27 protein-coding genes are annotated in these 21,631 nt (G+C 71.4%); 17 read left to right on the forward strand and 10 right to left on the reverse strand.

Features of this window, described 5'->3' with window-relative positions:
- Positions 1-303: 303 nt before the first annotated feature.
- The 12 genes from EZM51_RS16415 (at position 304) to EZM51_RS16460 (ending at position 7,639) form a co-directional block, all read left to right on the forward strand.
- Positions 304-1,179, forward strand: a complete 876-nt coding sequence (locus tag EZM51_RS16415) for a P22 phage major capsid protein family protein (protein ID WP_136709386.1) — start codon at positions 304-306, stop codon at positions 1,177-1,179.
- Between the two features lie 89 nt (positions 1,180-1,268).
- Positions 1,269-1,481, forward strand: a complete 213-nt coding sequence (locus tag EZM51_RS20870; protein WP_136709387.1) for a hypothetical protein — start codon at positions 1,269-1,271, stop codon at positions 1,479-1,481.
- 392 nt (positions 1,482-1,873) lie between these two features.
- A complete protein-coding gene (locus EZM51_RS16425) occupies positions 1,874-2,863 on the forward strand; it encodes a hypothetical protein (protein WP_136709388.1) in 990 nt (329 codons plus the stop codon).
- A complete protein-coding gene (locus EZM51_RS20640; RefSeq protein ID WP_169053947.1) occupies positions 2,860-3,057 on the forward strand; it encodes a hypothetical protein in 198 nt (65 codons plus the stop codon). The genes EZM51_RS16425 and EZM51_RS20640 overlap by 4 nt, the downstream gene beginning before the upstream one ends.
- Positions 3,054-3,770, forward strand: coding sequence for an HNH endonuclease (locus tag EZM51_RS21275; RefSeq protein WP_169053948.1), 717 nt, complete (start codon positions 3,054-3,056; stop codon positions 3,768-3,770). Before EZM51_RS20640 ends, EZM51_RS21275 begins: the two co-directional genes overlap by 4 nt.
- A gap of 25 nt (positions 3,771-3,795) precedes the next feature.
- On the forward strand, positions 3,796-4,038 hold the full coding sequence (locus EZM51_RS16435; RefSeq protein ID WP_136709390.1) for a hypothetical protein: 243 nt from the start codon (positions 3,796-3,798) through the stop codon (positions 4,036-4,038).
- 177 nt (positions 4,039-4,215) lie between these two features.
- Positions 4,216-4,605, forward strand: a complete 390-nt coding sequence (locus tag EZM51_RS16440) for a hypothetical protein (RefSeq protein ID WP_136709391.1) — start codon at positions 4,216-4,218, stop codon at positions 4,603-4,605.
- 14 nt (positions 4,606-4,619) lie between these two features.
- Entirely contained in the window at positions 4,620-4,991 is a 372-nt protein-coding gene (locus EZM51_RS16445) for a hypothetical protein (protein WP_136709392.1), read from the forward strand.
- A 44-nt stretch (positions 4,992-5,035) separates the two neighbouring features.
- Positions 5,036-5,341, forward strand: a complete 306-nt coding sequence (locus EZM51_RS16450) for a hypothetical protein (RefSeq protein WP_136709393.1) — start codon at positions 5,036-5,038, stop codon at positions 5,339-5,341.
- Positions 5,342-5,504: 163 nt separating this feature from the next.
- Positions 5,505-5,645 carry a hypothetical protein gene (locus tag EZM51_RS20645; RefSeq protein WP_169053949.1) on the forward strand — a complete coding sequence of 47 codons (141 nt, stop codon included), beginning with the start codon at positions 5,505-5,507 and terminating at the stop codon, positions 5,643-5,645.
- 159 nt (positions 5,646-5,804) lie between these two features.
- Positions 5,805-7,433 carry a DNA methyltransferase gene (locus EZM51_RS16455; RefSeq protein ID WP_136709394.1) on the forward strand — a complete coding sequence of 543 codons (1,629 nt, stop codon included), beginning with the start codon at positions 5,805-5,807 and terminating at the stop codon, positions 7,431-7,433.
- Between the two features lie 8 nt (positions 7,434-7,441).
- Positions 7,442-7,639: a hypothetical protein gene (locus tag EZM51_RS16460; protein ID WP_136709395.1), complete on the forward strand. Its 198-nt coding sequence runs from the start codon at positions 7,442-7,444 to the stop codon at positions 7,637-7,639.
- A 24-nt stretch (positions 7,640-7,663) separates the two neighbouring features.
- Here EZM51_RS16460 and EZM51_RS16465 read toward each other — a convergent pair whose 3' ends face one another.
- The 8 genes from EZM51_RS16465 to EZM51_RS16500 all read right to left on the reverse strand — a co-directional run bounded on the left by EZM51_RS16465 (position 7,664) and on the right by EZM51_RS16500 (position 13,452).
- Complete coding sequence (locus EZM51_RS16465; RefSeq protein ID WP_136709396.1) at positions 7,664-8,452, reverse strand: DNA-processing protein DprA; 789 nt, start codon at positions 8,450-8,452, stop codon at positions 7,664-7,666.
- The gene (locus EZM51_RS16470; protein ID WP_136709397.1) at positions 8,449-9,990 is read right to left on the reverse strand and encodes a YifB family Mg chelatase-like AAA ATPase; all 1,542 of its coding nucleotides are present in this window, start codon (positions 9,988-9,990) and stop codon (positions 8,449-8,451) included. The genes EZM51_RS16465 and EZM51_RS16470 overlap by 4 nt, the downstream gene beginning before the upstream one ends.
- Positions 9,990-10,346 carry a YraN family protein gene (locus EZM51_RS16475; protein ID WP_136709398.1) on the reverse strand — a complete coding sequence of 119 codons (357 nt, stop codon included), beginning with the start codon at positions 10,344-10,346 and terminating at the stop codon, positions 9,990-9,992. Before EZM51_RS16475 ends, EZM51_RS16470 begins: the two co-directional genes overlap by 1 nt.
- Before the next feature lie 135 nt (positions 10,347-10,481).
- The gene (locus tag EZM51_RS16480; protein ID WP_130352672.1) at positions 10,482-10,805 is read right to left on the reverse strand and encodes a DUF2469 family protein; all 324 of its coding nucleotides are present in this window, start codon (positions 10,803-10,805) and stop codon (positions 10,482-10,484) included.
- Between the two features lie 6 nt (positions 10,806-10,811).
- Positions 10,812-11,498, reverse strand: coding sequence for a ribonuclease HII (locus EZM51_RS16485; protein WP_136709399.1), 687 nt, complete (start codon positions 11,496-11,498; stop codon positions 10,812-10,814).
- 2 nt (positions 11,499-11,500) lie between these two features.
- On the reverse strand, positions 11,501-12,220 hold the full coding sequence (gene lepB, locus EZM51_RS16490; protein WP_248305717.1) for a signal peptidase I: 720 nt from the start codon (positions 12,218-12,220) through the stop codon (positions 11,501-11,503).
- Between the two features lie 117 nt (positions 12,221-12,337).
- Complete coding sequence (gene rplS / locus EZM51_RS16495) at positions 12,338-12,685, reverse strand: 50S ribosomal protein L19 (RefSeq protein WP_136709401.1); 348 nt, start codon at positions 12,683-12,685, stop codon at positions 12,338-12,340.
- 221 nt (positions 12,686-12,906) lie between these two features.
- Positions 12,907-13,452 carry a hypothetical protein gene (locus EZM51_RS16500; protein ID WP_136709402.1) on the reverse strand — a complete coding sequence of 182 codons (546 nt, stop codon included), beginning with the start codon at positions 13,450-13,452 and terminating at the stop codon, positions 12,907-12,909.
- Positions 13,453-13,539: 87 nt separating this feature from the next.
- Here EZM51_RS16500 and map point away from each other — a divergent pair, with 87 nt between their 5' ends.
- Positions 13,540-14,307, forward strand: a complete 768-nt coding sequence (gene map, locus EZM51_RS16505) for a type I methionyl aminopeptidase (RefSeq protein WP_136709403.1) — start codon at positions 13,540-13,542, stop codon at positions 14,305-14,307.
- Here map and EZM51_RS16510 read toward each other — a convergent pair.
- Together EZM51_RS16510 and nirD are read right to left on the reverse strand one after the other, a co-directional pair.
- Entirely contained in the window at positions 14,291-15,010 is a 720-nt protein-coding gene (locus EZM51_RS16510) for a CbiX/SirB N-terminal domain-containing protein (protein ID WP_136709404.1), read from the reverse strand. The two genes, map and EZM51_RS16510, sit on opposite strands and share 17 nt — an antisense overlap.
- Positions 15,007-15,357 (reverse strand): nitrite reductase small subunit NirD, encoded by a 351-nt coding sequence (gene nirD, locus EZM51_RS16515; protein WP_136709405.1) that lies wholly within the window; start codon positions 15,355-15,357, stop codon positions 15,007-15,009. The genes EZM51_RS16510 and nirD overlap by 4 nt, the downstream gene beginning before the upstream one ends.
- Before the next feature lie 200 nt (positions 15,358-15,557).
- On the opposite strand from nirD, the gene nirB reads away from it, so the two are divergent.
- The 4 genes from nirB to EZM51_RS16535 all read left to right on the forward strand — a co-directional run bounded on the left by nirB (position 15,558) and on the right by EZM51_RS16535 (position 21,626).
- Positions 15,558-18,173, forward strand: a complete 2,616-nt coding sequence (nirB, locus tag EZM51_RS16520) for a nitrite reductase large subunit NirB (RefSeq protein WP_136709406.1) — start codon at positions 15,558-15,560, stop codon at positions 18,171-18,173.
- Positions 18,170-18,946, forward strand: a complete 777-nt coding sequence (cobA, locus tag EZM51_RS16525) for a uroporphyrinogen-III C-methyltransferase (protein WP_136709407.1) — start codon at positions 18,170-18,172, stop codon at positions 18,944-18,946. Before nirB ends, cobA begins: the two co-directional genes overlap by 4 nt.
- Positions 18,943-20,073, forward strand: a complete 1,131-nt coding sequence (locus EZM51_RS16530) for a uroporphyrinogen-III synthase (RefSeq protein ID WP_136709408.1) — start codon at positions 18,943-18,945, stop codon at positions 20,071-20,073. Before cobA ends, EZM51_RS16530 begins: the two co-directional genes overlap by 4 nt.
- Before the next feature lie 137 nt (positions 20,074-20,210).
- The gene (locus tag EZM51_RS16535; protein ID WP_136709409.1) at positions 20,211-21,626 is read left to right on the forward strand and encodes an MFS transporter; all 1,416 of its coding nucleotides are present in this window, start codon (positions 20,211-20,213) and stop codon (positions 21,624-21,626) included.
- The last annotated feature ends 5 nt before the right edge of the window (positions 21,627-21,631 follow it).

A 21,631-nucleotide genomic window follows, 5' to 3' on the forward strand; every position in this document is an offset into this window, starting at 1 on the left:
CGCCCGGCTGCTTTCTCTGAGGGCCTTTCGGGCCGACGCGATGCACCGGGCGAGCCGCCCTCCCGCGCCTGTTGGGGTGGCGACGGGGAAGGGGATCTCCTCGGCTCGCCCCCTCCAAGCTTCCGCCCGCGTGGCATCGCCACGACGAGCGGCTCCCGCCTTCCGAGAGCAGGCCTCTCCACGGCGACCCCCGGCGACCCCGCCACCCCCTAGAGCAACCCGTCGATCAGGCATCGGCGACGACCTCTCCGCTAGACGCGGCTCCTCCCATCCACCCCAGCTACCCACAAGGAGCAAGCCACCATGGCGAACGCATTTGAGAACCCCGATACCGTCGCACGAGTCGCCGCCAAGCTCGTCGGCCTCGACCTGAACCTCGGTCAGTACCTCTACAAGGACCTCGCCCACGATTTCAGCGAGGGCAGCGGCCGGATCGTCTCGATCCGTGTCCCCGGCTCGGCGGCTGTGAGCAAGCGCGACGTCGGCGACACGACGACCCCGCTCGCTCAGGGCTCGATCAACGAGCAACTGATCCCGGTCGAGCTGAAGGACCACGTCTACAGCTCGGTCCCCCTCTCCGAGGAGGACCTCACGCTGAACATCGAGAACTACACGTCTCGCGTCCTCGTGCCTCAGGCCAGCTCGATCGCCCGCGACATCGAGGCGACCGTCGCCGCCGGGATGCAGGCGACGCCCGAGTCGACCGCGATCACCTATGACGCGCTCACTCCGGCGAAGACCTTCACGAAGATCCGCGCGAAGCTCCGCGAGAACGGCGTCCCAACCGGGGCCCGCATGATCGCCGCCGTCGGCTCCGGCGTCTACGGCGACCTCCTCGACGCCGAGGCGATCGACGGCAACGGCAAGGTCCGCGGCTTCGAGATCGTAGAGTCGACCCGCCTCGCCGCCGACGAGGTTATCGGCTTCATCCCGAACGCCTTCGCGCTCGTGGTGCGCGCCCCGCTCGCCCCCGAGGGCGCGCCCTACTCGGCGTCGGTGACTCACGGCGGCTTCGCGCTCCGCGTGATCCGCGCCTACGACCCGACGGTCGCGGTCGAGCGCTCGCTCGTGAGCTCGTTCGTCGCCGTGAAGCCGCTCCCGCTCCCCGTCGACAACGAGGACGGCACCGTCTCGCTCGTCGCGAACGGCGGCGCGGTCCGCGTACTCACCGCGGCGTAATCACCCCTTCGCGGGGCCGCCTCTCTCCTTCTTCGGAGCTGAGGGGCGGCCCCGCTTTCTCTCGCACTCAATCCGTGACTGGAGGCCTCATGCTTCACTCGATCCGCTGCATCCGTTGCGGCGTCCGCTTCGACTCGCCGCGCTCCCACGCTCAGACATGCTCGGACGCCTGCCGTAAGGCCCTCAGCCGAACCCGCCGCCGCTCGGCGCTGATCCTCGACGCCGCGGCATTCTTCGCGACGGCCGACGGCCCAGATCTCGACCGCGCCAGCGCCCTCCTCGGCGACGACGAGGCCGTGTAAACGGCCCTCGCTCCCTGAGGGGGTGAACAGTTCGCGTGTGCGTGGTGGTGAATCACCACTTCGTATCTCCCCCTCTCTGGGTCGAAAAGGTGGCAGTTCTGCGGACCTCGCCGGTCCACCACGCCGAAGAGGGCGGGCGACGCCCCCGGGCCACGCCGAGCGAAGCCCTGAGCCCTCCCAAGGTGAAAAGTTCGCGTGTGCGTGGTGCTGAATCGTCACTCTCTATTCCCTCTACTAGCGCGCTCGCTCTAGTGCAGGAGAAGGGAAGTGACGATTCACCACCACGCCCACGCCAACTCTTCACCCCACCCGAAAGCGCCCGCCCCGGCGCTGCAATGCGGCCCCCGGCCGCCTCCCCGCCCAATCACCCACCCCGAGCCTTGGAACCTCACATGAACCTCACCCCAGAACAGGCCGCCGCGATCACCCAGCAAAGCGTTGCCGCCCTTCCCTCCGGCGAGTGGGCCGCCCACGCGGTCAGCCTCGCCCGCGTCATCGCCGACGAGCTCGCCACCCGCGGCCTCCGCATCGTCGAGCACGAGACCTACTCGACCGTCCTCGACGTCTCCGGCGACGAGCCCCGCCGGATCCCCCTCGACGAGCTCCGGCCCCTCGTCGGCGACCTCGCCCTCGCCGCTCTCGACGCCGCCGCCGACCTCGTCGACGACGCCCGCGCCCGCGCACGCGCGACGGCCACCGCCCGAGCGATCCGCGACCACGCCGACGGCGGATACCTCCGGCGACTGACGGCCCACGCCCGCGACCTCCTCCCGGAGGCAACCGACGACGACCTCGACGCCCTCGCCGAGGCCGCACGCGCCCGTCGCGCCGCCAAGCGCACCGCCCTCGGCCGCACGACCGCGAACGCCTACGCCGCCGCCTCTCGCTCCCGCGACCGCGACGACGCCCGCGCCGTCCTCTCGAAGTGGCTCCCGACGCTGACCTCCGGCCGCCACCTTCTCGGCGACGTCTGGGACTCATGGCGAGCCGCCGTCTCCCACTCCGGGCGCGTCCGCGAGGCCTTCCCCGGCGCTCTCCGCGTCGGCCGGACGACCTTCTATGAGCTCCTCGACGAGCTCGGCGAGATCGTCTCCGGCGGAGCCCGACGCCGCTACCTCGTCATCCCCGAACCCACCCGCGCAACCCCCGAGGAGCCCACCATGACCCAGCCCACGCCCGACGCCGCCACCCCGGCGACCCGCGACCGTATCGCCGCGCTCTACCTCGACGCGATCCGCGAGCGCCTCGCCGCCGGAGACAAGCTCGGAGCGTTGCTCCTCCAGCGCGACCGGCGCGAGCTGGAGGCCTCCGACGAGCCCCTCGACCTCGACGCCGCCCACGCCGCCATTGCGGCCCGTACCCACGAAAGGACCTCACGATGACCCCTCAGACCTCCCCCCAGTCGCTCGTCGACCTCGTCGACCGCTTCGGCCTCGCCGCGCTGGAGGCCCTCGCCGCGAGCCGTGGCCCGAGGTTTGCCGCCCGCCTCGGCCTCGGCCGGATCGAGGCTCGGCTCGACTCGTATCTGGCCGCGCATCCATCGGCGTTCCCCGCCCCCGCCGAGGCCCGCTCGTGAAGCGCTGCACCCGATGCGGCGAGACGAAAGCCCTCGACGACTTCCCCCGCGACAAGCGCCGCCGCGACGACCGTGCCTCGTCCTGCCGCGAATGCGACCGCGAGCGTAAGGCCCGCTACCGCGCTGAGAACGCCGACAAGGTCCGCGAGCAGCAGGCCCGCTACCGCGCCGAGAACGCCGACAAGATCCGCGAGCGCTCGCGCGAGTACTCCCGCCGCCGCGTCGCCTCCGGCCGTGACGCCGAGGATACCCGCCGCAAGCACGCCCGCCGAGCCGCCCGCTCCGACGCCGAGATCGCCGCCGACCGCGCCCGCCTCCGCCCGGACGGCCTGAAGCGCTGCCGCACCTGCCGCGAGCCGCTGCCCCTCGCAGCGTTCGGCGACGACCGGAGCAGGCCCGACGCCCTCCGTGCCTCATGCCGCGACTGCGCCGCCGCCCGTGCCGCCCGCCGCTACCTCGGCGTCTACCTCGACGACTGGGAGCGCCGCGACCTCTGGACGTGCGCTTACTGCGGCGGCCCCTTCTCCGACGTCGAGCACGTCGAGCCCGTCTCCCTCGGCGGCCTCGACGTCCCGGAGAACACCGTCCCCGCTTGCTGGAGCTGCAACCGCGGCCCCGGCGGCAAGCACGACCGCCCCCTCTTCGACTGGCGACCGGACCTCTACGACCTCGTGAAGGACTGGCCCCGCCGCTTCGTCGAGCTCCCCGCCTGAACCCCGACCGAAAGGAAGAACCTCCATGCATTACCTCAGCCCCCGCCTTCAGGAAGCCATGTACGCCGCGATCGAGGCCGCCCGCCTGCCGAAGACCCTCGACGAGCTCTCTCCGGCGTCTCGCGCCCACGTCGAGCGCTACGCCGCCGAGCGCGGCCTCGACCCGCAGGAGGCCCTGACTCAGGCCCGAGCGGCTCAGAGGGCCGCAATCGCCGAGGCGCGAGCCTACGAGAAGCTCGCCCTCGACGCCCGGAAGGCGGCCCGCTGATGGGCGCGTCCGTCCGCGCCTTGGGAGCAGGCGACCGCGGCCTGAAGCGCTCGCAGCTCCAGCGCCCGCGGCTCGCCGCCCCGTCCCCGTCGGCCCCGACCCGTCCCATGTCCTCCCGCGAGGCCCGTCGCGCCGCTGAGCGCGCCGCCGCCCGAGCATCCCGTTAGGAGCCCCGTCATGCCCGCTCTCCCTCCCCCCGTCTCCGCGCTGGAGTCTCGCCTCGGCGTCCCCGTGGGATCTCTCGCCGCCGAGGACCTCGTCCGAGCCGAGTCCGCCCTCGCCGACGCGACGACCCTCGCCCTCGCTGAGGTCCCGGCCTCCGTCGCGGCCTCGTGGGAGCTCGACGCCCCACCGATCGCCGCGTCCGTCGTCCTGAAGGCCGCCCGCCGCGAGTACGAGAACCCCCGCGGCATCGCACAGGAGACGCTCGGCGAACACTCCGTCGGCCTCTCCGAGTCCTCCGGCGTCTATCTGACCCGCCGCGAGATCCGCTACCTCCGCCGCGCCGCGACGGGCCGCTCGCGCGGCTTCGTCGGCACGGTCCGCACGCCCTCCGCCCACTCCTGAAAGGACCCCGCCGCATGACCACCACCCCGACCGCCCCGCTCTCCGTCGCCGCCCGCCGCCAGCTCGATATCTTCCAGCGCTTCGTCGAGGGCGTCGACGTGCGACGCGCCCCGGCGAACCTCCGCCGCCCTCACAGCATGGGCGAATGGGCCCGCCTCTCGGCGGCCGAGCGCCTCGCGCACGCCGAGCAGCGCTCCCGCGAGCTCACGGCCCCGAAGACCGCGAAGCTCGCCCCCTCGAAGCCTGCCGCCCCGAAGCCCGAGGCCGTCCGCGCCTTCCGCCCCGGCGAGCGCCTCGCCCTCTCGGACGTCTCTGGCGAGTGGCTCCCGATCGCCGAGATCCGCCGCGAGGAGGCCGCCGCCCGCGCCGCCCGTCGCGCGGCGTAGCCCCCGGCCCGTCGACGAACCCGCCCCCAACGAAAGGACGCCCCATGCCGACGCTCCCCGCCCCCCTCGACGAGCTCGCCGAGGAGACGCTCCTCCTCGCCCATGTCCTCGGCGCTGCCGAAGACGTCCAATGGACCCGCGGGCCCACGCCCCGGCCCCGCGACGACGAGGGACGACGCTCGCCCGGCGGCGTCCCGGACCCGACCGGGGACACTGTGGCCGACCCTCGCCGCCTCGCCGTCCGCGCGGCCTACATCCAAGGCCGCCGGGCCCTCGCGGCGTCCATCGCGACGGTACAGCGCACGAGCGCGAAGCTCGACGAGCTCGACCTCGGCGCTCCGTCGGCGTGACTTCCTGAGAAGCCCCCCGGCTCGCTCGGAGGGGGTGGGGGATGTCTCCCCTCCCCCCTACGGCTTCCACATCGGTGTGGCATAGCGCCTCATTGTCCGTACGTATAGCTCCGGATTTTTACGTACACCGCCCCGTTTTCCACGACCCCCGAAGGGAGCCCCCATGCAGCGATGCGTCGGCCCATGCGGCCGCCTCCTCCTCGTCGGCGACTTCCCGCAGAACGGCTACGGCCGGTGCTGGGATTGCCAGCTCGACCGCGAGACGTCGCATCCCGGCTACGACGTCCTCACCCGTCGCGGCTGACCCCGCCCCGCTCTAGCCAGCCTCGTCCCGGCCGCAGGCGATTTGTTGGCGGCTGATTACGCTCCGCCCCTGTCTCGCACTGGGGCGGAGCTGTCGTCAGTTCTGCGGCCCGCTGAGCGCCGCGCCCGGCAAGTCGGCCCGGACCTATAGGCTCGCGACGTGGCGGACAACAAGCTCTTTTACGGTGACAACCTCGAAGTACTCGCGAAGCTACCGACGGACTCCGTCGACCTCGTGTATCTGGATCCGCCCTTCAACTCCGCCCGCAATTACAACGTCATTTTCGCCCGAGGAACCGACGCCCACCACGACGTCGGCGCACAGATCGAAGCGTTCACCGACACTTGGACATGGACGCAGGCGACCGAGGAGGAATTCGCCGCGTACGTCAGTGGCGGTCTACCGGTTACCGTCGGCGATGCCCTCACGGCATTTAGAACGCTACTCGGCGAGAACGACGCGCTGGCGTACCTCGTCAACATGGCTCCACGCCTAGTTCAGCTTCGCCGCGTTCTGAAGCCAACTGGCTCGCTCTGGCTTCATTGCGACCCCGTAATGTCGCACTACTTGAAGGTGCTACTGGACGCGATATTCGACCCTCGCAGCTTCCGGAACGAGGTCATTTGGAAACGCACGTCGTCCAAGAGTCACTCAACCACTCGACTTGCGAGTAACCACGACGTCATTCTCGTGTACGCAGCTAGCGAGAAAGCGGTTTGGAACGAGCGCGCGAGCTTCATCGCCTACGACGCCGACGCGCTCGATGCGAAGACCCTCAGCAAGTACAGCCACCGGGATCCCGACGGCCGTCTCTACCGGCTCGACAACCTCGTGAATCCAAACCGCGACCGGCCCAATCTCACCTACGAATTCCTCGGGGTTACCCGCGTATGGAGATGGACTAAGGAGCGAATGCAAGCCGCGTACGAGGCAGGGATCGTGGTACAGACAGCGCCGGGAAGAGTCCCGCAGATGAAGCGCTACCTCGACGAAATGCGCGGCCGACCCATGAGTGATGTTTGGGAAGACATCGCCCCCCTCAACTCACAAGCCGCCGAACGACTGGGTTATCCCACACAGAAGCCCCTTGCCTTGCTGGAGCGCATCCTGAAGCTGGCCAGCAACGAGGGCGACGTGGTCCTCGATCCATTCGCCGGTTGTGGGACCACGATCGACGCGGCGCAAAACCTGAAGCGACGATGGATCGGAATCGATATCACGTACATCGCCGTGGATCTGATCGAGAAGCGCCTACTTCACGCCCACGGCCCCTCGATCAAAGCCTCATACGACGTAAGCGGGATACCGCGGGACAGCGGCGGTGCTCAGGCCCTATTCGACCGAAACCCGTTCGACTTCGAGCGCTGGGCGGTGTCGCAGATCAATGCTCAGCCGAACGAAAAGCAGGTCGGCGACCGTGGGATCGACGGCGTCGCGCGCTTCCCCCTAGGCACCGCAAACGAGTTCGGTCGCGTCCTCGTGAGCGTCAAGGGAGGCAAGCAGCTCAACCCGGCGATGGTGCGCGATCTGCGAGGCACCATTGAACGGCAGAAAGCCGAGCTCGGCGTCCTCATTACGCAGACAGAGCCCACGCGCGGAATGCTCGAAGAAGTCCACCACTCCGGCTCGTACACCCACCCGGCGACCGGCCAGACGTACCCTCGCCTTCAGATCATCACGACGGACCAACTCCTCGCCGGGAAGAGGCCTCAGATCCCGCCCACAGTCCTGCCGTACATCGCCGCATCCAAGGCAGCGGCCCCAGACACCAGCGTCCGCATGTTCTGAGTGTGCCGATGGACGCCGCCGAGATCCACGCCTCAGTCGCCGCTCGCCCAGCGACCGAGTCCCTCCAAGAGAGCTTCGCTCAGGCGGCCTACGCCGCGGCCCTCGCGGCCCAGCAGGCAGGTAAGCCGGGATCCGTCGTCGCCGGGATCCTGACGGCCTACGCGGCCGAATGGCGCACCATGCGCGACACGCTCGAAAGCGTGTAAACGCACTGAGCCCGGTGAATGCACTTATTGCGGGTTTCGTTGCAGGAATCTCCACTTCGTGGGCGCGGCGCCGCACGGCAGCTCGGAGACGACGGCCCCGGTCTCGGCGATGCGGCCGAGCAGCGACTCGTGCCCGAGCGGATAGAAGCGGTCCACCCCGCCGGCCAGGAACGCCACCGTGACTCCGCTGCTCGCGAGTGCGGCACGGTGCGCCATGCCGTCGATGCCGTACGCGCCACCCGAGACGATGGTGAAGCCGCGGTCGACGAGGCCCGCCGACGCCTCCATGGTGACGTGTTCGCCATAGCCCGTCGCGGCCCGCGCGCCCACGAGCGAGATCGAACGGATGTCTCGGGCCAGGGCATCCCGGCGGCCACGCACCCAGAGGCCGATCGGGGCGTGCGCGCCCAACTCGTCGAGTTGCGCCGGCCAGGCACGGTCGCCCGGCACGACGAAGCCGGCACCGACCCGTGCGGCCTGCCCGAGCGAGCGCACGAAGGCCGCATGTTCCAGTCGTGGCAGCCAGCGATCCAGGCCCGTGGCGGCCTCCCGCTCGTCGAGGTCGCCGCGGACATCGGCGACGACACCCGAGAGCGTCTCGGCCGTGACGCGCTCGAGCAGCAGCTCCGCGGTGCGGACGGCCCCGATCGCCGCGATCACCCGCCCGAGGACCCCGTCGCCGGGCTCGGCGACGAGCCCGAGCACCGCCCTCGCGAACGCGTCGAGGTCGCCCGGTTCCGTACCCGCGACGCCGCGACGCACCGCCGCGAACTCGGCCTCCGACTGCTTCGCCGAGCGTTCGACGACGTTCATGCCGTGATCCCCTTCCGGAACAGCAGCGCACGGCCGACGTGCCCCGCGTCGGGCGCCGTCGCACCGTCGAGGTCGGCGAGCGTCCACGCGGTCTTCAGCACGCGGTCGTAGCCGCGCATGGTGATGCCGCCGCGTTCGAGCGAGTAGTCGAGCGCGGCGGTGGCCCGACCGCCCGGGTGCAACCGCCCCGCGCCGCGGAGCCATGGGCCGGGCATCTCGGCGTTCGTGCGCCACGGCGTGCCGCGGAGTCGCTCGCCCGCGACGGCACGCGCCTCGACGACGCGCCGCCGTGCCTCGACGCTGCTCAGGCCCGGCTGCTCACCCGCCATGCGCAAGGCGGCTGCGGTGATCCGTGGCACGGGGATCTGCAGGTCGATGCGATCGAGCAGCGGTCCGGAGATACGGGCGAGGTACCGGCGGCGCATCACGGGCGTGCACGTGCACGTCGAGTCCTTGACCCCCGCGTTGCCGCAAGGGCACGGATTCGCGGCGATCACGAGCTGGAAGCGTGCCGGGAACGAGGCGACCGCGTTCGCCCGGTGAATGGCGATCGACCCAGACTCGAGCGGCTGGCGGAGCACGTCGAGCACGCTCGCGGGGAACTCGGGAGCCTCGTCGAGGAAGAGCACGCCGTGCGAGGCGCGCACCACCGCGCCCGGGCGGATGACGCGGCTGCCGCCGCCGACCATGGCCGCGGCCGAGGCCGTGTGATGCGGCGCCTCGAACGGCGGCCGACTGGACAGGCCGCCGTCGAGCGGGAGCCCCGAGAGTGAGCGGATCGACGCGACCTCGAGCGCTGCGTCGGCGTCGAGGTCGGGCAGGATGCCGGGCAGCCGCGACGCGAGCATCGTCTTGCCGGCACCCGGCGGCCCGAGGAGGAAGAGATGGTGCCCACCGGCGGCCGCGGTGAGCAGGGCGTCGACGGCCTCGTGGTTGCCCGCGACATCCGCGAGGTCCCCGACGGCGACGGGCCCCGCGTCAGAGCGCACGATCGCCGGCACCGGATCCACCGGCCGCTCCTCGAACCGACCCCCGTGCCGGATGGCGGCCTCGAGGAGCGAGGCGACCCCGATCACCTGGACACCGGGCACCAGGGCCGCCTCGGCGGCGTTCGCCTCGGGCACCATGACGGTGTCGTATCCGGCGCGTGCGGCGGCAAGCACGGCGGGCAGGATGCCGTCGATCGGGCGCAGCCGGCCGTCGAGGCCGAGCTCGCCGAGGTGCACGACGCGATCGATCGACTCCACCGAGAGATCGCCGGATGCTGCGAGGCACGCGAGCGCGATCGCGAGGTCGAACCCCGACCCGTGCTTCGGCAACGCGGCAGGCGAGAGGTTGATCGTGAGCTTGCGCTGCGGCAGCGGACAGCCGGCGTTCGTCGCCGCGGAGCGCACGCGCTCCCGCGCCTCGCCGAGCGCCGCGTCGGGCAGGCCGATGATCACGAACCCGGGCAGTTGGCTCGACAGGTCGGCCTCGACCTCGACGATCGACCCGGCGAGGCCGAGCAACGCCACCGAACGCGTGCGCGCGACCGGCATCAGCTGATCCCCTCGAGGTGCTCGATGAGCGCGGGCGCCTCGGTGGGGGCGAGCACGGCGACCGCGTCGATGCGGATGCGCGAGACCGCGGCATCCGTCGCCTCGCACCACGCGACCGCAAGGCGCCGCAGCCGCGCGAGCTTGACCGGCGTGATCGACTCGAACGGATGCCCGTAATCGTGCGTGGTGCGCGTCTTCACCTCGACGAAGACCGTGTCACGCCCGTCGAGCGCGACGATGTCGATCTCGCCGAGCCGGCACCGCCAGTTGCGGTCGAGCACCTCCATGCCGCGACCGACCAGATGGTCGACCGCGAGCTGTTCGCCGCGCCGACCGAGTTCCGCGTTGTGCGCCATCCGCACCACCTCCGCGAACAGCGTGGCGGCGCGCGTCCGGCCGGAACGGCAGGTGACGCGGATCGATCACGGATACGGCGTCCACAGCCGATCCGCGGACAAGTCCCGGCCCGAGCGCGAGCCGGAGGACGAGTCCTACTCGTCGAGCGCGAGTTCCTTGGGCAGCTCGAACTCGCGCGTCGCGAGCTCCTCGACGTTGACGTCCTTGAACGTCAGCACGCGAACCGACTTCACGAACCGGTCGGCGCGGTAGACGTCCCAGACCCAGACGTCCTTCATGTTCAGCTCGAAGTAGAAGTCGTGCTCGGTGTCGCGACGCACGAGTTCCACCTCGTTCGCGAGGTAGAAGCGTCGCTCGGTCTCGACCACGTATTGGAACTGCGACACGATGTCGCGGTACTCGCGGTACAGGGCCAGCTCGACCTCGCGGTCGTAGTCTTCGAACTCGTCCTCATCCATTGTGATTCATCCTACGCCGAGGTCGAAGAGCGTCGGCGCCTCGGCCCGACGCTCGTGCAGCCAGGTGGCACGATGCAGGGCGCTCGGGCCGTGCTCGTCGAGGGCCGCGAAATGGCCGGGCGTGGAGTAGCCCTTGTTCTCGTCCCAGCCGTAGAGCGGCAACTCCTCGTGCGCACGGCGCATGCCGCCGTCGCGGTGCACCTTGGCGATGACGGATGCCGCGGCCACCGACGCGCAGTCGCGGTCGGCCTTGGTACGCGTCGTGACCTGCACGCGGCGCTCGATGGACGCGCTCAGCCAGTCGTAGTTGCCGTCGAGGAGGAGCGGCGCGTCGGCGGCCACGTCGACGGCGGCGGTCAGCGCCTGGAAGGCGCGCGCGCCCGCGAGGCCGAGGCACGCCATGATGCCGTGCTCGTCGATCTCGGCGGCGGATGCCTCGCCCACGGCCCAGGCGTGCACCCACGACGACGCCCTCGGCGCCATCGCCTCGCGCTTCGGCTCGGGCATCAGCTTGGAGTCGCGCAGGCCCGCGGGCATGCGCCGGACGGTCGGGTCGATGAGCACGATGCCGACGGTGACGGGCCCGGCCAGCGCACCGCGTCCCACCTCGTCGCACGCCAGCACCATGGGCGCCCCCGAGCCGAACAGTTCGCGCTCGAGCTTCAGGGTGGGAACCGGGACGGGCGGCGTCATGGTCAGCCGGTTCCCTCGTCGACGCCGGCGAACGTCTCGGGGTAGTTGCCCAGCCACGCCCAGTTGTCGACCGGCCAGCTCACCACGAACGCCCGGCCCACCACGTTGTCGATGGGCACGAAGCCCTCGAGCGGCGTGTCGCCGTTGTAGCGGGAGTCCTTCGAGTTGTACCGGTTGTCGCCCATGACCCAGAGCGAATCGTCGGGCACGACCTCGTCGAAGTCGTCGCGCGACACCTTGGTCTCGCCGGGCGGTAGCGCCACGTACGGCTCGTCGAGCGGTACGCCGTTGACGCTCAGCTGGCCGAGCGCGTTGCAGCACACGACGTGGTCGCCCGGCAGGCCGATGACGCGCTTGACGAGATGGTCGTTCGAGTCGGGTGCCGAGAGTCCCACGAACGCGAGGAACCAGTCGACCGCAGCGATGAGCGGCGGCTGCTGCGACTCCTCCCGCGCGGGGAGCCAACCGCCCGGGTCCTTGAACACCACCACGTCGCCGCGCGAGATGGGCGTGACCTCGGGCACGAGCTGGTTCACGATGATGCGGTCGTCCATCACGAGGGTCTGCTCCATCGACTGCGACGGGATGAAGAACGACCGGATGAGGAACGTCTTGATGAGGAACGAGACGAGCACCGCCACCAGGAAGATGACGAGCAGGTCTCGCAGGAAGAGGAGCGTGCTCTTCTTCCTGCGTGCCGATATCGAGCCCGCGCGGTCCATCCGCGTGGTGCTTGCTTCTTCTGTCATTTAACCGCCCGAGCTCCCCACCCAGTCTAGGGGTGGGGAGCTCGGTGATGATGACGGGCCGCTCGCGACGCGCGGGCGGCGGCGATCGGATCAGCTCTCGCGCTTCTCCTTGATCTTCGCCTTCTTGCCGCGGAGCTTGCGCAGGTAGTACAGCTTCGCGCGACGGACGTCACCGCGGGTGACGACCTCGATGTGGTCGATGACCGGCGAGTGCACCGGGAACTTGCGCTCGACGCCGACCTGGAAGCTGACCTTGCGGACCGTGAAGGTCTCGCGCACGCCCTCGCCCGAGCGGCCGATGACGACGCCCTGGAAGACCTGGATGCGCGAGCGCGTGCCTTCGACGATGTTGACGTGCACCTTGACGGTGTCGCCGGGGCGGAAGTCGGGGATGTCCGACCTCAGGCTCGCGGCGTCGACGTGGTCGAGGATGTGCATGATGGTTCGCTCTCTGCGCCCGCCACCGGTCGAACGCGGATCATGGATGGAAGTGTCCGGTGCCGCCCGCGCGATCGCTCGCGCCGTGCGTTGCTCCCCGGAGGCAGAGACCTGCGGCGGCACAATCGTCTATTGTGCCATGCCGCGGCCCGGCGCGCCAAAGCGGACCGAAGCGGCGAAACCGCGAGCCGGCGAGTTCGCTGACGGATGCCCCGTCGCGGTCACGCCCGGCGGTCGCCCCGCTGCCCTCCGTCGTCGCCGGTGCGCTCGGTGCGCTCCCGGATGACGATGACCTCCTCGTCAGCGCGGATGAACGTGCGGGACGCGGCATCCGGCTCACCGCCCTGGCCGGCCTGCTGGGCGGCGAGGCGCTCGAACTCGGCCATGGTGGCCTGCATGCGCTTCGCCCCGTCGGTGGCGAGCTGCCACACGGAGGTCCAGAAGGCGGCGATCGCGAGCAGGATCGCCATGACGCCGAAGAACGAGCCGCCCTCGCCGTAGAACCCGACGCCGATGACGGCGGCGTGCAACGCCCCGATCACGCCGACGTCGATCCACGACGCCGCGCGCTCGGCACGCACGGTCGGACGGATCCTCACGAGGAGGGCGACGACCCCGAGCGTGATGAACGCGACGGGTACCGTGATCACGAGGCCGAGCGTGCCCCAGCCGCCCTGCCCGAACACGATCCACCCGATACCGAGCCAGATCGGCAGCACGACGGCGGCGGCGATCAGCCACCAGAGGAATGCGCGCCGGATGAGCATGGCCACAGCGTAACCCGGGCATCCTTCGCGCGGGCCGGGTGTTCACTCAGGGCGGAGCCGACAGAATGGACTCGGAAGGGATTGAGCGTGATCGAACTGAGGACCCCCGCCGAGATCGAGGAGATGCGGCCCGCGGGCCGTTTCGTGGCGAGCGTGCTGGAGGCGACGTCGAAGGCCGCGGCCGTGGGCGTGAACCTGCTCGAGCTCGACGCGCTCGCGCACGACATGATCCGCGAGGCGGGCGCCGAGAGCTGCTACATCGACTACCACCCGTCGTTCGGCGCGAGCCCGTTCGGCAAGGTGCTCTGCACGTCGGTGAACGATGCCGTGCTGCACGGACTCCCCCACGACTACCGGCTCCGCGACGGCGACCTGCTGAACCTCGACTTCGCCGCGAAGGTGAACGGCTGGGTCGCCGACTCGGCGATCTCGGTGGTGGTCGGCACGCCGCGCCCCGAGGATCTGCGGCTCATCGAGACGACCGAGCGGGCGCTGGAGGCGGGCATCGCCGCGGCGCGCCCGGGCAACCGCATCGGCGACATCTCCCGCGCGATCGCGGATGTCGCGAAGGCCGGGGGCTACTCGATCAACACCGACTTCGGCGGGCACGGCGTGGGACGCACCATGCACGGCGACCCGCACATCCCGAACAACGGCCGTCCCGGGCGGGGGCTGCCCCTGAAGCCCGGCCTCGTCGTGGCGATCGAGCCGTGGTTCCTCGAGACCACCGACCGCATCTTCACCGACCCCGACGGTTGGACGCTGCGCAGCGCCGACGGGTCGCGCGGCGCGCACTCGGAGCACACCATCGCGGTCACCGACGGCGATCCCATCGTGCTCACGCAGCGCGGCTGAGCGCGCGGGCGGCGGCGAAGCGATCGAGCACGAGCTCGACGAGCGCGGCCGGCGTCGGGGCATCCGGCCGCAGGAGCGGCGCGGTCGTGATGTTCGCGCCGGCGGCGACCGCGAGGTCGTGGAAGTAGCCGGGCGCGAGCAGGTAGCTCGCGACGACGACCCGGGAGACCGGATGGGTCGCACGGGTCCGCGCGATGGCGTCGGCGAGTGCCGGGCGCGCCGCCGACAGGAATCCGACGGCCACGGGGCGCCCGAGGCGCGCCGCAAGTCGCCGGCCCACGTCGCGGCAGTCGGCGACGGCGCGTGGGTCGCTCGACCCGGCCGCGGCGAGCACGACGCGGTCGTCGCCGCGCAGGCCCGCCTCGGCGAGTCGGGCGCAGAGCACCTCGACGAGCCGGTCGTCGGGTCCGAGCGCGGCGCCGAGCAGGGTCGGGCCGGATGCCCCGGCTGCCTCCCGCGCGAGGTCCACGTGCACGTGGTGGCCGGCCGACAGCAGGAGCGGCACGATCACCGGATCGTGCCCCGACGCGAGCGACCCGAGCACGGATGCCACGTCGGGCTGCTGCACGTCGACGAACGCGTCCTCGACCACGAGGTCGGGCGCCGCGCGTCGCACCTCGGCCACGAGCGCCGCCACGGCCGCCCGCCCCGCGGCCGAGGACGTGCCGTGCGAGGCGGCGACGAGCGCGGCGGACCGGGTCATCCGTCGAGCTCCACCTCGATCATGCCGCCGACCACGCGCGTGCGATAGGTGCGCAGGGCGAGCGAGCCGTCGCTGAAGCACTCGCCCGTGCCGAGGTCGTAGACCTCCTTGTGCAGCGGCGAGGCGATCGTCGGGCGGTCGCCGCGCGAACCGACGATCCCCCTGGCCATGACGGGCGCGCCCGTGTGCGGGTCGTGGTGGTCGACGGCGTACACCTCTTCGTCCGACAGGCGGACGATCGCGACCTGACGGCCTCCGAGCAGGGCGGCCTCGCCCCATCCCGGCTCGAGGTCGTCGATTCGGCAGGTGCGTTCCCAGGTGGTCGTCATCTCGATCGTCGGCGGCATTCCGGCTCCTCTCGTCGTGGCTGCGACGCTACGTGCCGTCTGTTACCGCCGCGGCGGTTCCGTGTTTCCCCGACGTGAAACCGCCCTCACATCGGTCGCAGGCAGGCGTGCGGTCGAGGGCGCACGAGGTTACGTCGCCGTAACAGGGCGGAAACGGCCCGGTCCTACGCTCGCCTGCAACCGAGTCACCGGAGGCAGCCATGACCGAGACCACCCACGCCGCGTCCGGCGTGCGCGACGTCGTCATCGTCGGCGGCGGGCCCGCGGCGCACCGACTCGCCGACAGCCTGCACGCCCGCGACACCGAACGCCGGCTGCGGGTCACCGTGGTGGGCGAGGAGGCGCACGAGCCCTACGATCGCGTCGCGCTCAGCACGAGGCTCGCGGATGCCGCGGCCGACCTCACCCTCCAGCCCTCGTCGATGTGGGACGACGGCCGCATCCGACTCGTCACCGGCGAGCGCGTCGTCGACGTCGACCCGGTCTCCCGCGTCGCGACCACGTCGGCCGGACGCGCGCTGCACTGGGATGAGCTCGTGCTCGCCACCGGCTCGAGCGCGCCCGTGCCCGAGATCCCCGGCCGCGAGCACGCCCGCGTCTACCGCACGATCGACGACGTCGACGCGCTCGTCGCCGAGACGCGCGAGCTCGCCCGGCGGCACGCCCGCCCGGCGCAGGTCGTGGTCGCGGGCGGCGGACTCCTCGGCCTCGAGGCGGCCGGCGGGCTCGCGAAGCTCGGCGCGCACACCGCCGTGGTGCACTCGGGCGGCTGGCTCATGTCGGCGCAGCTCGACGAGGGCGCCGGGCGCGCGCTCGGCCGCATCATCGCCGGCCAGGGCATCGGCCTCCATCTCGGCACCCGCCCGGCCGAGGTCGTGGTCGAGGACGACGCGGTCGTGGCCGTCCAGCTCACGAACGGCCGCCTCATCGCCTGCGACCTCATCGTCTTCGCCATCGGCATCTCCCCGCGCGACGAGCTGGCGCGGGGCCTCGGCCTCGAGCTGGGACCGCGGGGCGGCGTCGCGATCGACACGTCGTGCGCGGCATCCGCCCCGCACGTCTGGGCGATCGGGGAGGTCGCGAGCTTCGAGGGCCGCTGCACCGGCCTCGTCGCGCCGGCCAATGCCATGGCCGAGGTCGTCGCCGACCGCCTGCTCGGCGGCGCCGCCGAGTTCACGACCGTCGACGACGCGACGAAGCTGAAGCTCTCGGGTGTCGACGTCGCAAGCTTCGGCGACGCGCTGGCCCGCACCGAGCAGGCCCTCGAGATCGTCTACGCCGACCCGGCGCGCGGCCTCTACCAGAAGCTCGTCGTGACCGACGACGCGAAGACACTGCTCGGCGGCATCTTCGTGGGCGACGCGTCGCCGTACGCCTCGCTGCGGCCGCTGCTCGGCACGCAGCTGTCGAGCGAACCGGCCGCCTACCTCTCGGCGTCGGGCATGGAGGCGCCGGCCGGTGACGAGCTGCCCGCCTCCGCGCTCGTGTGCGCCTGCAACAACGTCTCGGCGGGCACGATCCGCGACGCGGTGAACGGGCCCCACGGCGCGCACGAGGAGGGCTGCACCGAGCTGGGTGCGGTGAAGACGTGCACGCGCGCCGGCACCCAGTGCGGCTCGTGCGTGCCGCTCGTGAAGAAGCTGCTCGAGTCCGAACTGACGAAGGCGGGCGTCACGCCGTCGCGCGCCCTCTGCGAGCACTTCGGGATGTCGCGTCAGGAGCTCTTCGAGTCGATCCGCGTGCTCGAGCTGACGAGCTTCGACCAGATCATCGATCGCCTCGGCACCGGCCGCGGCTGCGATGTGTGCAAGCCGGTCGTCGCCTCGATCCTGGCCACCCAGCACGGCTCGTACATCCTCGACGGCGGCCGCGGCGGCCTGCAGGACACCAACGACCGGGCGATGGCGAACATGCAGAAGGACGGCACGTACTCGGTGGTCCCCCGCATCCCCGCGGGTGAGATCACGCCGCAGAAGCTCGCGGTGATCGCGCAGGTCGCCACCGACTTCGGCCTCTACACGAAGATCACGGGCGGCCAGCGCATCGACCTGTTCGGCGCCCGGCTCGACCAGCTCCCCGAGATCTGGAAGCGGCTCGTCGACGCCGGCTTCGAATCCGGACAGGCGTACGGCAAGGCCCTCCGCAACGTGAAGAGCTGCGTCGGCTCGACCTGGTGCCGGTACGGCGTGCAGGACTCGGTCGCGATGGCCGTGCAGCTGGAGCTGCGCTATCGCGGCCTGCGTTCGCCGCACAAGCTGAAGTTCGGCGTCTCGGGCTGCGCGCGGGAGTGCGCCGAGGCCCGGGGCAAGGACGTGGGCGTCATCGCGACCGAACGCGGCTGGAACCTCTACGTCGGCGGCAACGGCGGCTTCCAGCCGGCGCACGCGCAACTGCTCGCGAGCGACCTCGACGACGAGACCCTCCTGCGCTACATCGACCGCTACCTCATGTACTACATCCGCACCGCCGACCGCCTGCAGCGCACGGCCCGATGGATGGAGGACCTCGAGGGCGGCCTCGACCACGTGCGCGACGTCGTCGTGCACGATTCGCTCGGCCTCGCCGACGAGCTCGAGCAGGCCGTCGCGCGACACGTCGACGCCTACGAGGACGAATGGGCCGCGACGCTCGCCGACCCCGACCGCCTGCGCCGCTTCCGCTCGTTCGTGAATGCGCCGAACGTGCCCGATCCCTCGATCGCGCGGGTGCCCGACCGGCGCGGACAGTTCCGGCCGGCCACCGCCGACGAACGCGCGCGTGGTGAGGCGGTGCTCGTCGCCGGTCCCTCGATCCCCGTCCGGGGGGCCGACGCATGACCGGCCGGGTGACGCTCGTCGGCGGCGGCCCCGGCCGTGAGGACCTCCTCACGCTCGCCGCCGTGCGCGCGCTCGCCGAGGCCGACGTCGTGCTCTACGACCGCCTCGCCCCGCACGAACGGCTCGCCGAGCTGGCGCCCGGCGCCGAGCTCGTCGACGTCGGCAAGCGTCCCGGTCACCACGCCGTGCCGCAGGCCGAGATCGAGACGCTCCTCGTCGCGCACGCCCGCGAGGGCCGGCACGTCGTGCGCCTGAAGGGCGGTGACCCGTACGTGCTCGGCCGGGGCAGCGAGGAGGTGCTCGCCTGCCACGCCGAGGGCGTGCGCGTCGAGGTGATCCCGGGCGTCACGAGTGCCGTCGCCGTGCCCGGCGCGGCCGGCATCCCCCTCACGCACCGGGGCGTCAGCCACCTGTTCACGGTCGTCTCGGGCCATGCGCCGCTGACCGACGCCGAACTCGCGAACCTCGCGGGCCTCGGCGGCACGATCGTCGTGCTCATGGGCATGGGCTCGCTCCCGCAGCTCGTGGCGGGTCTCGGCCGTCACGGCATGCGCGCCGACATGCCCGTCGCGATCGTCGAGCGCGGGTTCAGCGCCCGCCAGCGCACGACGATCGGCGACCTCGCCGGCATCGTCGTCGCCGCCGGCCGTGCCCGGGTCTCCTCGCCCGCCGTCGTCGTGGTCGGCGAGGTCGTGCGGCTCGCGCACGACGGCGACGCGAGCGCCGCCGACCTCATGGCGCGAGCGGCGGGCTTCGCGGCGGTGGCGCCATGACCGACGTCCTGGAGTGCCCGCCCGGCTTCCGGCCCGATCAGCTCGAGGGCTTCCGCATCGGCGTCACGAGCGACCGACGGTCGGCCGACCTCATCGACGCCCTCGCGCGCCGGGGCGCCCAGGTGCTGCACGCGCCGACGCTGCGGATGGCGAACGCCGTCTCCGACGACCCCGTGATCGCCGACACGCGGGCGATCATCGAGGCGCGACCCGACGTGCTCCTCGCGACGACCGCCTACGGCGTGCGCCGGTGGTTCGAGGTCGCGGATGCCGCGGGGCTCGGCGAGGACCTCGTCGACGCGCTCTCCGACACCGCGATCCTCGTGCGCGGGCCGAAGGCCCGCGGAGGCATCCGTGCCGCGGGGCTCAACGACGTCGGGATGAGTGCGGAGGAGACCACCGAGTCGCTCATCGACGAGGTGCTCACGACGTACCCTCCCGGCCTCACCGTGGCGGTGCAGTTGCACGGTTTCCTGAACCCGTGGCAGCTCGATCGGCTGCACGACGCGCACGACCGCGTGCTCACCGTCGAGCCGTACCGCTGGATCGAGACTGACGACGCCGACGACCGCGTCGACCGGCTCATCGACGCCGCCTGCTCGGGCGGACTCGACGCGATCACGTTCACGAGCGCGCCGGCGGTGCACGCGCTGCTCAGCGCCGCCGAGGCCCGCGGGCGCCACGACGACCTCGTCGACGCCATGTGCGGCCCGGTCGTGGCCGCCGCCGTCGGGCCCGTGACGGCCGCACCGCTCCTCGCCGCGGGCATCGCGCCCATCCAGCCCGAGCGGTATCGCATGGGCGCACTCATCCGGCTCGTGTGCGAGCACCTCGAACAGTCCCGGATCATCCGCCTCGACACCCGCCACGGACCGCTCGCGCTGCGCGGCTCCGTGGTCGACATCGACGATCGGCGGGTGGCGCTCGCGCCCGTTGCGCTCACGATCCTGCGCACCCTCGTGCAGGCGCGCGGCTCGGTCGTCGCGCGCGACCGGCTCGCCGCGTCGCTGCCCGGCACCACCGACCCGCACGCCCTCGAGGTGGCGCTCAGCCGCCTCAGGCAGACCATCGGCGTGCCCGGGCTCATCGCGACGGTCGTCAAGCGCGGCTACCGGATCGATGTCTGACCACGACCTCACACCGCCGCCGGGCCCGGGTGAGCAGGTGGAGACGCAGGGTTTACGACCGGCACGATCCGCGGAAACACCGGCCGCATAGCGTCGGCTCCACGAACTCCACCCGTGACCGACACCCGGAGGCAACGATGACCGACACCACGAGCACCGCTCCCCCGCACCTCGCCCCCACCGCCGTCGAGACGGCGCCGGCACTCGCCACGAGGCCCGGCCGATGGATCGACAACTGGAATCCCGAAGATCATGTGCAGTGGGAGGGCGAGGGGCGCGCGATCGCGCGCCGCAACCTCCGCTGGTCGATCTTCGCCGAGTTCCTCGGCTTCGTCGTCTGGCAACTGTGGTCGATCGTCGTCGTGTCGCTGCCGGCGGCCGGCTTCGCATTCGACACCGGCCAGGTCTTCTGGCTCATCTCCATTCCCGCCCTGGTGGGCGCCACGCTCCGGATCCCGTACACGTTCATGGTGCCGCGCTTCGGCGGCCGCAACTGGACGATCGTCTCGGCCGCGCTGCTGCTCATCCCCGCGGTGGGACTCGGCATCGTGGTCTCGAACCCCGCCACGCCGTTCCCGGTGATGCTCGCGATCGCGGCGCTCGCCGGCTTCGGCGGCGGCAACTTCGCCAGCTCGATGGCGAACATCACGTTCTTCTACCCGCAGCGCGAGAAGGGCTGGGCGCTCGGCCTGAACGCCGCCGGCGGCAATCTCGGCGCCTCGGTGGCGCAGTTCGTCGTGCCCATCGTCATCACCGTCGGCGCCGCCGCGACGCTCAACCTCCCGCTCGCCGGCTGGATCTGGATCCCGTTCATCCTGCTGGCGATGTTCGGCGCCTACCGCTACATGGACAACCTCGGGAGCGCGAAGGCCGACGTGGCCGCGTCGCTCGCCGCGCTCAAGGAGCCGCACCTGTGGATCCTCTCGGTGCTCTACATCGGCACCTTCGGCTCGTTCATCGGGTTCGCCGGGGTCTTCCCGAAGCTGATCGCCGACCAGTTCCCCGACTTCTCCACCCCCTTCGCGGTCGGGTCCGCCTCGATCTCGCTCGCCTTCATGGGGGCCCTGGTCGGCTCGCTCGCCCGCCCCTACGGCGGAAAGCTCTCCGACCGCTTCGGCGGGGCGACCATCACCATCTTCTCCTTCGCGGTGATGGCACTCGGCGCGCTCGCGGTCATCTGGACGCTTCCGGTCGGCAACTTCTGGTTGTTCCTCGTCCTGTTCCTCGTGCTCTTCACCGCATCGGGTGTCGGAAACGGCTCGACCTACCGCATGATCCCGACGGTGTTCGCGCTGAAGGCCGGCGCCGCCGACGCGCACAACACCGCGGGCGACATCAGCTCGCAGCGCAAGGCGGCCGCGGCGCTGGGCATCATCTCGGCCATCGGCGCGTACGGCGGCTTCGCGATCCCGCAGTTGCTCGGGCTCTCGAAGACGACCTTCGGCGAGTACACCACCGGCCTCGGCTGGTTCGTGTGGGCGTACGCGGGCATGCTCGTCCTCACCGCGATCGTCTACGTGTTCGGCGCACGCCGCGCCGGCACGCGGATCTGAACCCG

Source organism: Agromyces sp. H66 (genome assembly GCF_004959775.1).
In the GTDB taxonomy this organism is placed as follows: domain Bacteria; phylum Actinomycetota; class Actinomycetes; order Actinomycetales; family Microbacteriaceae; genus Agromyces.